Genomic DNA, 12,252 nt, shown 5'->3' on the forward strand with positions numbered 1-12,252 from the left:
ACCTGACAGCAACACTACCGTTCAAGAAGGAAAATAACAATGAAAAGCGAATAAGTAATGTAGAAGACCTATAATTTATACACGCTTAAGGAGATGGATGAGAAGTGACACGTAATTCTACTGGTTATAATTACGATATACAGGGTCAGCAGTATTCTAGCTACCGGCAAACAGACCCACGTATTGAAGAATATGTCCACAAAGCACTCGGTTCTGCAAAAACTGTCTTAAACGTTGGTGCAGGCGGAGGGTCCTATGAACCGAAAGACCGCTATGTTGTGGCAGTTGAACCCTCTGCTACGATGCGCGCTCAGCGGATTCAACATAATAAAGCACCTGCCGTCATTGGAACTGCGGACCATCTACCATTTGACGATTATTCATTTGATGCGTCTATGGCAACTCTGACCGTTCATCATTGGCCGAATTTAGAACAAGGACTAACCGAACTTAGAAGAGTAACGAGGGATCAAGTGGTTATCATGACGTATGATCCAGATGCATTAGATGTATTTTGGAACAGTCATTATTTCCGAGAATTAGTGGAAGTCGAACGATCTCGTTATCCTAGAATAGAGAAAATATCCGAAATCCTTGGTGGAAGAACAGAAATTATTCCTGTCCCTATTCCACTGGATTGTGTCGATGGCTTCCAGGAAGCTTTTTATGGTAGACCTGAAGCTTTTCTTCAAAAAGAAGTCCGGCAGGCACAGTCTGCCTGGGGGTTCCTATCCGAAGAGGAAGAGAATCGACTTGTGAAGCGATTAGAAGATGAGTTGAATTCTGGCATGTGGGATAAAAAATTTGGTGAACATCGAACAATGTCGCGCTTCAACGGTGCACTTAGACTAGTTGTTTCTACCCCTACCAACTAACAAAAAAAATGCTAGCTCTAGAAATATTCTAACATTTCAGAGCCAGCATTTTTTGTTAGTTCAAGCCTTTCATAAACTTCTTAAGCTTTGGCGAGAACAGATATAAAACAATACCTAATACAATTGCGATTCCACCAATGACACCGAAATAAATAACTTCTGTGTCCGGCTTATAAAAACGTACAACCTGTGCGTTAATTGCTTGTGCAGATGAGTTAGAAAGGTTCCATAGACTCATCATTTGTGCTGCAAAGGCAGCAGGTGCAAGCTTTGTGGAAGCAGATAGTCCGACTGGTGATAATAGTAATTCACCAAGTACAACTAGGAAGAAACTTAATACTAACCACATTGGGCTAACTAAGCTTTCCGTTCCATTGAAATACGCTGGGAATATCATCACGATGAATGATAATCCTGCGAAAATTAGACCAAATGAAAACTTTTGAGATACTGATGGTTGTTTGTCACCTAACTTTATCCACATTCCAGCAAATAATGGTGCAAACATAATAATGAATAATGGGTTAAGTGATTGGAACCAAGATGCATGTAATTCAATTCCTAAGAAGTTCAGATCAGTACGTTCATTTGCGTATGTTGCAAGAATTGTTGATCCTTGCTCTTGAATAGCCCAGAATACCATCGCCGCGACGAATAATGGGATATATGCCAACAAACGAGATTTTTCCTCAGAAGTCGTTTTAGGGCTACGGAACATAAAGATGAAGTAAACCGTCGGAATAATAACACCCAGAATACTAATGAAGAAAATAACACGTTCAACTGATAACCAACCACCAGAAATACCCATCCAGCCGATAAGTCCTAACACAACAACTGCCGCTAGTACTATCTTTGCAATACGTCCTTTTTCTTCTTTCTTTAGTGGATTTGGAACAAATGAACCAGCTAAACCTAGATATTTCTTACGCGTAATTACATAGACAACTAGACCAATTAACATACCAATTGCCGCAATACCAAATCCTAAATGGAAGCTTACTCCCTCACCAAGTGTACCAACGATATATGGTGAAATAAAGGCACCCATGTTAATACCCATGTAATAAATGCTAAATCCAGAATCACGACGTGGATCCTTCTTGCTGTAAAGATCTCCAACCATACCTCCAACATTCGGCTTCAGTAATCCTGTACCAATAATGATGAATGCCATGGATATAAATAAACCAGGAACTCCAGCTGGTAGCGCTAGGATGATATGACCGACCATGATAAGTACTCCACCATGGAATACGGTCCTTGCAGTTCCTAGAACACGGTCCGCAATCCAACCACCGATAATACCAGACATATATACAAGCGATCCGTAAATCGCCATAATAGAGTTCGCAGTAGTCTGATCGATACCAAGTCCACCATCTGATACTTCGTAGTACATGTAAAATAGAAGGATGGCGCGCATTCCATAATAGGAGAAACGCTCCCAGAACTCAGTAAAGAATAAAGTCGATAAACCTTTTGGATGACCGAAAAACCCTTTTTGCGGGATGGTTTTTAGCATGGCATCCTTATCTTGTTGATTCATACGTATAAAAGCCTCCTGATTGTTGAAATTCCTTAAATAAACTGAAAACTCTTCTCAAGCTGACTTTTCCCATTCTAAGACATATTTTTATTCACGTAAAGGCTTTAAGGAAAAGTGAAACTGTTCTAAAAAATAGCAAGATAACGAATGATTTTTATGTAAGCGATACAACAGTTAGTATATCCATCTTTTACAATTTATTGTGATGTAAAATAATGGATTTTATCATAAAATATTCTAATAATGTGATTATTTGAATATCAATTATCAAACTGTTTTACCGGTGAAGAAACTCGATTAACAGGAAAAAATGATATGATATAGAGAGATTATTGATAAAGGAAGTGTCCCTTCGTGGAATTACAAACTATCCAACAAATACTTAAAGAACGTGGGTATGGAGAAGCAGCAAATCTTTTGACTAAATTGAAAAATAAGGATGAAATGCATGTATATATGCTTCAAATTTTCGAGCTATGTAACATAGCGAATAATAGCAATCTAACAGATGCTAGTAAAATTCTTCATGACCAAATTTATGCCTTAACAGTGTTTAAACCCGAATTTGCATATAAGCTGCAGCTAGATTTTTTAACGATATTAAAAGACTTCGTAACAACAACTGACCATACCACTGCCATTTATCTTTCTGATTCTGATAGGGAACAAGTTATTACATTATATCAACAAGCAATGCATGGTGATTCAGAAGCACAGCTTGAACTAGGAGATTTTTATAAACAAATAGGGCATAACGATTGGGCTTTCACATGGTATGAGTTTGCTGCTCTAGCAGGAAATGCCGATGCATTATATTGGTTGGGAAATCTCTATTATGATGGTGATGTTGTCGCACAAGATCTCGAAAAAACGTATACCTGTTATCAAGAAGCTGCTCAGAAGGGACATCCAGATGCCATAAATAATTATGCTGACATGTATCTCCGAGGGGAGTACGTGGAAAAGGATGAAAAACGAGCACTAGAATTGTTTACAGTTGCCGCAAAACATGGCGTTCCTGAAGCGATGTACACATTAGGGTATATGTATGAAAACGGAGTTGGAACAGCCACGGACCTAGAAAAATCAAAGGAATGGTTTATCCAATCTGCCCTTCATGGAGATGTGTTTGCCGCCAATCGACTTGGTCATGAGGCAATCGAAAATGGTAACGGAGAAGAAGCTATTGATTGGTATAGGATGGCTGCTGATCGAGAAGATTCCTACGGTGAATTTAATCTTGGTCTATGTTACGAGGAAGGAATCGGTACACCAGTCAATATAAAGAAGGCGAAGTATTGGTATCAGAAGGCAGCATTAAAGGGTGATAAGCAAGCTAGGGAACGATTGAAGCAGCTGTAGTAAGCTTTTTATAGTAATCCCCGCTACAACAACTACGTTTGTAGCGGGGAATCTTTCGTTATTAAACGTTATCAAAATCGTATGCTAATCCTGTTAAAAATTTATACTAATTGTTGATAATAATACATGATATTATCAGGTTGAATACTGTCTACAGCAACTTTATTTTTCTTTTCCGCTTTACATTTCAAACATTGATGAACGATTTGATACCCCTTTTTAGCATTATAAGAAATATCAATTGGCATCATCATCCCACCACAAGTTGAACTCCTGTCACCCGGCTTGTCATCCAAATGCTTCGAATACAGGCAGTGCGGACAATGATTGCGATAACTTCCATTTGTTAACGGTAATACTTCTAAACTACAATTCTCACAAATAAAACTAGTATTTTCTTCTCTTCTTCTACCCAAAACATATCCTCCTAGATTTAATATTTCAATCTAGAAGAAAGGGTTCAGTTTTGTTTTCCTTAACAAGGTTAAGTCCTAGGCTTTACTGTACTAGTGACAAATTCACCGCCATATTCTGTACAGCGATTACTTCTATTTCCAGCTTCAATACAGCATATTTCATCTGTATATCCGGACCACGACCAATTTTGTGTATTTATATTGGCCACTGTAAGACGGATTACCTCCACCTTCCAATAGTACGTGTATGTGCAGTATCACTAACGTTGGCATTCTTCCCCTAGTTTTGGGTAGTTTTCATTTTAAATTTCATTACATAATCACCTTAATTACAGGATTAGCATACGTAGTTTCATTATAGAAGTTGCACTTGAATGTTACAATACAGGAATGCCTATTACGTTAGTCATAAAATATTAATGGTACAATGTTCTCGTACGAAGAAAATTATCGTTCTTGTTACAATGGCTGAATTAATATAAGATGGGAAATCTAATGTAGAAATATATAAGAACATAATGGATGTGATATTCTTGAATTCAAATCATCAATCTAATCATTTAATCACTGAAAAATCCCCATACTTACTCCAACACGCCTATAATCCCGTGCACTGGTATCCCTGGGGAGAAGAAGCATTTGAAAAGGCAACACAAGAAAACAAACCAATCTTTCTCTCTATTGGCTACAGCACTTGTCATTGGTGTCACGTTATGGCTCATGAATCTTTTGAAGACGAAGAAGTAGCCGCTATATTAAATGACCATTACATCGCCATAAAGGTTGACCGGGAAGAGCGACCAGATGTTGACTCCATTTACATGAAGGTTTGCCAAATGATGGCTGGACATGGTGGATGGCCATTAACTATTTTTATGACTCCTGATAAAGTGCCATTTTATGCTGGGACCTATTTTCCGAAAGAAAGTAAATACGGTCGCCCTGGCTTAATGGAGGCTCTAGTTGAATTACATAAGAAGTACACCACAGATCCGGAGCATATAGCTGACGTAACGGAAAGTGTCAAACACGCTTTGGATAGTACAACGAGAGCAAAAAGTACGAAACGTTTGACCAATGAAACGACCGAACAAGCCTATCTTCAATTAGGAAAAAGCTTTGATTTCACCTATGGTGGATTTGGTGAAGAGCCGAAATTCCCACAACCGCAAAACCTCATGTTCCTACTGCGTTATTATCATTTTACTGGTAAAACACCAGCCTTAAAAATGGTGGAAAGCACTCTGCAGAACATGGCTGCTGGTGGGATATATGATCACATTGGGTTTGGTTTTGCTCGTTACTCCACGGACGAGAAATGGCTTGTTCCACATTTTGAGAAGATGCTGTACGACAATGCCTTATTACTCATGGCTTATACGGAATCTTATCAAATCACGAAGAATCCGTTTTATAAGAAAATAGCAGAACAAATCATAACTTTTATCCAACGAGAGATGACAAGCACTGAAGGTGCATTTTACTCCGCAATTGATGCAGACTCAGAAGGGGTAGAAGGGAAGTATTATGTGTGGGAGGATGAAGAAGTATATGACATCCTTGGTGAAGAACTAGGTGAGCTTTATACAACAGCTTACGGAATCACCCCCTTTGGTAATTTTGAAGGAAAAAATATCCCAAACTTAATTCGTTCCAATCTGGAAAGTACTGCTAAATCATTTGATTTGACAAAAGAGGAATTAGAAGCTAGGCTTGAGCAAGCCCGAGTGATGCTTCTTACCGAACGTGAAAAGCGCATTTATCCACATGTGGATGATAAAGTGTTAACGTCGTGGAATGCGATGATGATTGCAGGGTTAGCGAAGGCAAGTACGGTTTTTCAAAACAAGGATTACTTAACGATTGCCATCAATGCAATTCAATTTATCGAAGAAAAGCTGTTTAAAGAAAATCGTTTAATGGCTCGTTACCGAGATGGTGAAACAAAATACGCTGCCTATCTTGATGATTATGCTTTTCTAGCTTGGGCTTACCTTGCGTTATACCAAGCAACTTATGAACTCGATTACCTATCACGAGGAAAATCGTTAGTAGATAGCATGATCAACTTATTCTGGGATGATGAAAATGGTGGGTTTTTCTTCAGCGGAAAGGAAAATGAACAGCTCATCTCTAACGATAAGGAGATCTATGATGGGGCTATTCCATCTGGTAATAGTGTCGCTGCTGTCGTACTTTCCCAATATGGTTCCTTGACTGGAGAAACAAAGTATTTGGATCTACTGGAGGAAATGTATTTCACTTTTTATGAGGATATTAGCAGACAAGCATCGGCTGGAACCTTCTTCATGCAAGGGTTACTATTCACAGAGAACCCGACAAAAGAAGTGGTTGTTATTGGGGGAACAGACGCATCTCGCCAGGCCGTAATTTCCCAATTGCAGCAGGAGTTTATGCCTGATGTAGTATTCCTAGTAACTGAGCAACCGGATCAGTTTAAACCAGTTGCTCCATTTGCAGCAGAATACTTCAGTATTGAAGACCAGACTACGATTTATATATGTGAGAATTTTGCCTGTCAACAACCGACTACTAATATCGATCAGGCACTTACGTCTATATTGAAGCAAAAATAAAGCGTTCAGTTATAATGTATACAAAAACCATAGAACCCCGTAGTAGTTTACAGGATTCTATGGTTTTTGTTTACTCTGCAGACATTCGAATTCCAAGAGGATTAAGCAAAGTATTCCCTAATGGATTCAAAATCGTATCTGTTACGGGATCCAAAATAGATTCCTTCACAGGATTTAAAATATTCTCATTGACAGGATCAAGAACTGGATCGAGTAAGTTTTCCTTCACAGGGTTTAACACCTGATCCTCCAAAGGGTTCAAAACGCCTTCTTTAATTGGATTTAAGACGTTATCCTCTACTGGATCCAAAATATTTTCTTCAATTGGATCTAGAATGTTCTCCTCCACAGGATCTAACACATTCTCTTCTACCGGATCTAAGATGTCCTCCACCAAATCCTTATCGGATGATTCCTCATCTTCATCGAGTCCAATTAAATTTAGCTCATCAAGTAACGATTCTAAGCCGTTAACTTCTTTCTCGACCTTTTGCTGTTCAGCAATCAGTTCTTCTTCACTCGTTTTCAGTTGTTTGTAGTCTTCTTTTTGCTCTTTTAGTTCTTCCTTCAACATGCTAATTCGTTCATGGATTGCTTGTAGTTCTTCGGCTTCTTTTTCTGATTCTGCCGCTATCCGCGCCGTAGCATCAATTGTTTCTCCTGCCTCCTGTTGCTTGGCAAGGAGTGACAATTGTATATAAACGTCTAGCTGTTCCTGGTCAACCGCTTGTTCTTCAATCAAATTCTCCATTTCTGCCAGTATCGTCTCCATTTCTGGAATCATTTTTTCGGTACCTGCTAGCATTTCTTCCGCAACCCCTAAATCTTCCGTTATACTTGCGGTGCGTTCTTGAAGTTCTTCAACGCCTGTCGTTATCGCGTCTACTGACGGAAGTATTTGATCTATACCTAGCTCCGGCATGATCGCATTATTCACTTCGGCGATTTTTTCCAGGAGTGTTCCGGTGTAATCCTCAATTTGAAGTTCATTCAACCTATCCAGAACGGTTGTTAATAAACCTTTCAATTCGCTTAAGTTGTTCTCCTGTTCCTCAATAAGATCAATAATTTCCTTTATCTGTTTATCACGTTCAGCTTCATCCTCCGAGCCATTTAAAAGCTGCTCAAGTTCTTCTTTACTAATCAGTGAATTATATTCTGGCAATGCGCCACATTCGGTACCGTAACAAGTTTCAATGGTAGCTCCTGATAAAGAGATATTTTCAACAAATTGCGCTTCTACGTTCATGACCACATTTTCCATACAAATCCAGCCAAGCTGACCCGGTTCACAAAGACCACCAATATTCGGTAGTTCATGATTTACGGTTTTTGCATTTAAATTTTTTACTGGGATTGGACCTGATGCATTTATTTTAATCACAAGTGGTTCGAGACCTTCTCCTCGTTCAAGAACCTTCGTAATGGTTAGACCGGAAATGTTCCCTTCCCAAATGGTAATATTTCCAGTCAGTGCTCCAACTAAATCCATCGATCCGTCTACCTTTTCTGTTTCTATAATAAAACCACCGCTATTTTCAGAGGTTGCCTCCACGGCATCTGCCGCTTCCGTGATCCGTTGCTGAAAAGGAGCGGCAATACTTCCTAATAATCCAATCAAAATGAAACCTATATACACCCATCGTCTATGTTTCCGTTTGGTTTTCATATAAATTCTCCTTGCCTTTAAAAACTCCTTTAGACCGCTTCATTAACTTCTTTTGCACTTTTTATATCTCGATTTCGTTTCCATGTATCCATGTCTATTTCTTCCTTATCCCAAGCAATAGCCAATGCACCTGCAACGATCCCGATAATTGTTCCAATTAGGAATCCACCTAAAGCACCCATTACGGATAATATCGATAAAAAGATCGTAGCAATGCCAAAAACAGTAGAGAATTGCGGATAAATATAGGTACACACCCCTAGAATTATCACCAGTCCACCAAAGATGAATCCAACAAACACGAGACTTCCCGGAATAAATGCAATCGCATATAACTGTAATGGAATGTATAGAATCATTAATCCGGCTAATACCGTTAAAGTAGCACCCCAGAATGGACGATTACTTCGCCATTGCTTAAACTTACTCCCATCGATTACTTTCTCAAATTTCCGTTCCTGTTTTGCTTGTTTCTTTTGCGTCCTTTCCTCTTTTCGACTCATCTGGATTCCTCCTTTCCTAATTTCTTTTCCAATTACTTTCCTGTCGTCATGTCTGGCCCACTAATTTTTTCAACCGATATTTGGGCACCGTCAAGACTAACGACTGATTGGAAAAGATAGTCGGTTACAATTTTGGCGTCCTTAATCGTGATTGTAGATGCATTTTGTGACCAATTCTGTGCGAATTCGGAGGTATTTTGTTCTAGAATTTCTAATTCATTAAAGCTTAAATCGGCCTCAATTAATCGCGCATCATGGATTAGTCCTGTAATATTGGTTGGACCTGATGCACGGACATGAAATCTTACCCAGCCAAGTCCCGGTAATTCAAGGTCTTTATAAATATGCAAATTAGTAATTTCAACTTTATCCATCTTGTTTCGAACCATTGCCGCTGCATCTGAATTCCCTGTTTCTCCTACATGTGGTAACAATTGAAATTCAGTACCATTTAGTTCATCAAACTCAACATAAAAATCACCAATCCCACCAAGCGGAAGTGCAAAAGCAGTTCCAGTAAATCCAAATACCGCTATTAAACTAGCAAAGCCTAAAAACCCTGCAGCAAATGCAATAAAGAATTTCTTTTTCATCGTCTTCCCAACAATTAGTTTTTGTTCCTTCATCCTACTTTCACCTCGTATTCTTTTTCGTGTGCTACTTCCCTACGAATATATTTCGCACTACACCTCCCAAATACATTAACCCCATATGATAACGCTTACACTAAAATAGCTATTCACATTGCTAATACTTGAATAGCATTCAACAACCACTAGCTTACTGTTTAATCTTATTTTAAGTCGGAATTTTCAAAAATAACACCCTACAATAATAGGCTTTTTATCTGGAGAATCGGTTAGCCAAACCCTACAGACGTCTTCCAATTTTTTATATTAATTCGTAAAAGGTCTTAAAATTAAGACTACTTCCGAAAATATATTACTATAAGGAGATGCTTTTTCGTCCAAGTGATAAACCAACAATCACTTGAATAAAAATGATAAGAGCAATGCGGTTTATCCCGGGTTACTGTGGCGTTTTTGACATCCTTTATCGATGTTGATTTTTAAAAGAGGATTTTACCTTTTTTGTTGAATTATCAAGGAAATAAGTGGTTTTATTCATATGATACTTACGATTATCTCGAAAGGATGAAAATCAATGCCCTATACATTAGATGAACAAATGAATAATATTTTTCATAATGGGCTACAGCTGATTCAGCAACAGGAAATGGAAATTTTGGCAGAGTGGGATATGATTATTGCTCAGTTTAACCGTACCCAAAATCGGTCCTCAAAGAACCTAGAAGATACCATCCATTATTTTTCGGACAAATTATTTCATACAACCTTCCCTCAACAAAAGGTGAGTCTATCCTTTCAAACAAATAAATTTATCATCACCTTACTAGAAAATGCTGTTCACAAGGTTATTCAAAACAATGAAACCTATTCCCATAACAATCATCAAGCGGTACAATACGTTTTTGTTAAATTAAGCGAAGACATCCTCTCACAGCCATATCAACAATACTTTGCTATCGATTCTTTTTTAAAAAATCTCGTTGCTTCCAATCAACTACCCATCGAGTGGACTGCCATCGTATTAAAACGGAACCATCAATTTGTCGTCGAAAAATGGTTCAACCAGATGAGCCAAGATCTCCTACTTGGTCATGATGATCTAAAAGCAAGCACGATCTATGGTTTATCCGAGTTATTATTAAATCAAATGTCCCAAGAGGAAAAACGGAAATTCGCTGTCTTTCCAGTACCCTATGAAGATATAACCATCTTAATCTGCGTCTTAAAGGATGATAGTACACACGTTGTTCCATTTATATCGTATGCATTACAAATCTTCCAAAATGGAAAAGAATCCTTTACCGTAACCAAACAGGACCAGCAATGGAAGGACTCTGTCATCATGTTTCACGAAACGGTCATACGGTCGCAAAACTTTACCGAGGCGGTTGAAAATATTACCGCTGGCTTTGTCAATTATCTACCATTTGAACGCTGTGCCTTATTTTCCTATTCCGTGCAAGAACAAACGGGTTTTGGACTATTTGGACATCATCTAGATAACAAAGCAATTCAAAATATTACCGAGGACATTAGCAATCTACCAATCATCCAAAACAACCTACAAATACTAGAGCTATTTGGAAAAAGTCTGGATTACTTACAGCCAATTTATATCGCAGATGCATCAATGGGCTTACCAGATCACTATATTAAACAGTTCGATTTGCGCTCCATTATCATCGCGCCAATTTTTCTAGCATCTTCTAACAAACTATTAGGCGCAGTCATTCTTGATCAAGGTCCTGGTAAATCCTTTAAAGTTGCCCAAGAAATATTCTCTGCCCTCATTAAATTCGGGCAAAGCGCTGGTGAAATTCTAGCAAAATATTCATCGGATATAGATGGTGGTAAAACACAATCCGCTCGTTTTCACCTTTCCCCACGCGAGCTGGAAGTATTGCAATTAATGGCAGAAGGATATTCCACTACTGAAGCAGCAGGGATTCTAAATTTAAGTGAATACACCGTCCGAGATTATGTCTCGACCATCATGCAAAAAATGGATGCCAAAAACCGAACCGAAGCAGTAGCACGAGCATTACGAGAAGGATTAATTCAGTGAAGAATAAGGAGCAGCATGTGAACTGCCCCCTGTCAAGTAGACAGGTAAAAAAACAAATTTTTTGTGCCATGTATGAATTCCATGCATGGCTTTTCTTATGCTGGAATTCTTAGCCCCATCTTCAACGTCACGCGCTTTGTATTATAAAATTCAATATAAGCCTCAATATCTTTTTCTAATTCTTCAAATGTGTTATAAGTGGTTAATCGATACATCTCTTCCTTGATGATCCCCCAAAAATTCTCCATTGGACCGTTATCAATACATCTACCAACACGTGACATGCTCTGGATAATTTTGTGTTCTTCCACAAAGTTTTTAAATCCATGGGAGGTGTATTGAAAGCCACGATCACTATGAAATAATGTCTTCATTGGAATAATCGTATCTTTAATCTGAGTGACCGTATCACGTACTAAGGCATTGTTATTATGTCGTGATAATTTATAGGCTACAATTTTATTTTCACCATAATCCAAGATGGCACTTAAATATGCTTTCGAATGAACTCCGTACTTGAATTCAGTGACATCTGTTAATAATACTTCCATCGCGTTATAGTCGGCTTGGAATTTTCTATTTAAAACATTTTCAGCTATATGTTGCGGTTTATGTGGCTTATAGGT

At 38.4% G+C, this 12,252-nt stretch carries 10 protein-coding genes; 4 read left to right on the plus strand and 6 right to left on the minus strand.

The window, feature by feature from the left end; translation table 11 throughout:
• Positions 1-104 precede the first annotated feature (104 nt).
• Positions 105-875, plus strand: a complete 771-nt coding sequence (locus tag JF53_RS07090; RefSeq protein WP_047980602.1) for a class I SAM-dependent methyltransferase — start codon at positions 105-107, stop codon at positions 873-875.
• A 55-nt stretch (positions 876-930) separates the two neighbouring features.
• On the opposite strand, the gene JF53_RS07095 is transcribed toward JF53_RS07090, so the two are convergent.
• Positions 931-2,424: a peptide MFS transporter gene (locus JF53_RS07095; RefSeq protein ID WP_047980601.1), complete on the minus strand. Its 1,494-nt coding sequence runs from the start codon at positions 2,422-2,424 to the stop codon at positions 931-933.
• A 354-nt stretch (positions 2,425-2,778) separates the two neighbouring features.
• Here JF53_RS07095 and JF53_RS07100 point away from each other — a divergent pair, with 354 nt between their 5' ends.
• Entirely contained in the window at positions 2,779-3,786 is a 1,008-nt protein-coding gene (locus JF53_RS07100) for a tetratricopeptide repeat protein (RefSeq protein ID WP_047980600.1), read from the plus strand.
• Positions 3,787-3,887: 101 nt separating this feature from the next.
• Here the strand turns inward: JF53_RS07100 and JF53_RS07105 are convergent, their stop codons facing one another.
• Positions 3,888-4,202, minus strand: coding sequence for an RNHCP domain-containing protein (locus tag JF53_RS07105; RefSeq protein ID WP_083443568.1), 315 nt, complete (start codon positions 4,200-4,202; stop codon positions 3,888-3,890).
• 533 nt (positions 4,203-4,735) lie between these two features.
• On the opposite strand from JF53_RS07105, the gene JF53_RS07110 reads away from it, so the two are divergent.
• On the plus strand, positions 4,736-6,799 hold the full coding sequence (locus JF53_RS07110) for a thioredoxin domain-containing protein (protein ID WP_047980598.1): 2,064 nt from the start codon (positions 4,736-4,738) through the stop codon (positions 6,797-6,799).
• A gap of 70 nt (positions 6,800-6,869) precedes the next feature.
• Here the strand turns inward: JF53_RS07110 and JF53_RS07115 are convergent, their stop codons facing one another.
• The 3 genes from JF53_RS07115 to JF53_RS07125 are packed head-to-tail and all read right to left on the minus strand — an operon-like array spanning position 6,870 to position 9,597.
• A complete protein-coding gene (locus JF53_RS07115; RefSeq protein ID WP_047980597.1) occupies positions 6,870-8,468 on the minus strand; it encodes a coiled-coil domain-containing protein in 1,599 nt (532 codons plus the stop codon).
• Positions 8,469-8,497: 29 nt separating this feature from the next.
• Positions 8,498-8,971: a DUF6114 domain-containing protein gene (locus JF53_RS07120; protein WP_157052472.1), complete on the minus strand. Its 474-nt coding sequence runs from the start codon at positions 8,969-8,971 to the stop codon at positions 8,498-8,500.
• A gap of 32 nt (positions 8,972-9,003) precedes the next feature.
• Positions 9,004-9,597, minus strand: coding sequence for a DUF6230 family protein (locus JF53_RS07125; RefSeq protein ID WP_047980596.1), 594 nt, complete (start codon positions 9,595-9,597; stop codon positions 9,004-9,006).
• Positions 9,598-10,135: 538 nt separating this feature from the next.
• Here JF53_RS07125 and JF53_RS07130 point away from each other — a divergent pair.
• On the plus strand, positions 10,136-11,626 hold the full coding sequence (locus tag JF53_RS07130; RefSeq protein WP_047980595.1) for a response regulator transcription factor: 1,491 nt from the start codon (positions 10,136-10,138) through the stop codon (positions 11,624-11,626).
• Positions 11,627-11,721: 95 nt separating this feature from the next.
• Here the strand turns inward: JF53_RS07130 and JF53_RS07135 are convergent.
• The coding region (locus JF53_RS07135) for an IS3 family transposase (RefSeq protein WP_047982126.1) at positions 11,722-12,252 on the minus strand (531 nt) is incomplete at its 5' end.

The organism is Ornithinibacillus contaminans, from assembly GCF_001038425.2.
Taxonomy (GTDB): Bacteria; Bacillota; Bacilli; order Bacillales; family Amphibacillaceae; genus Ornithinibacillus; species Ornithinibacillus contaminans.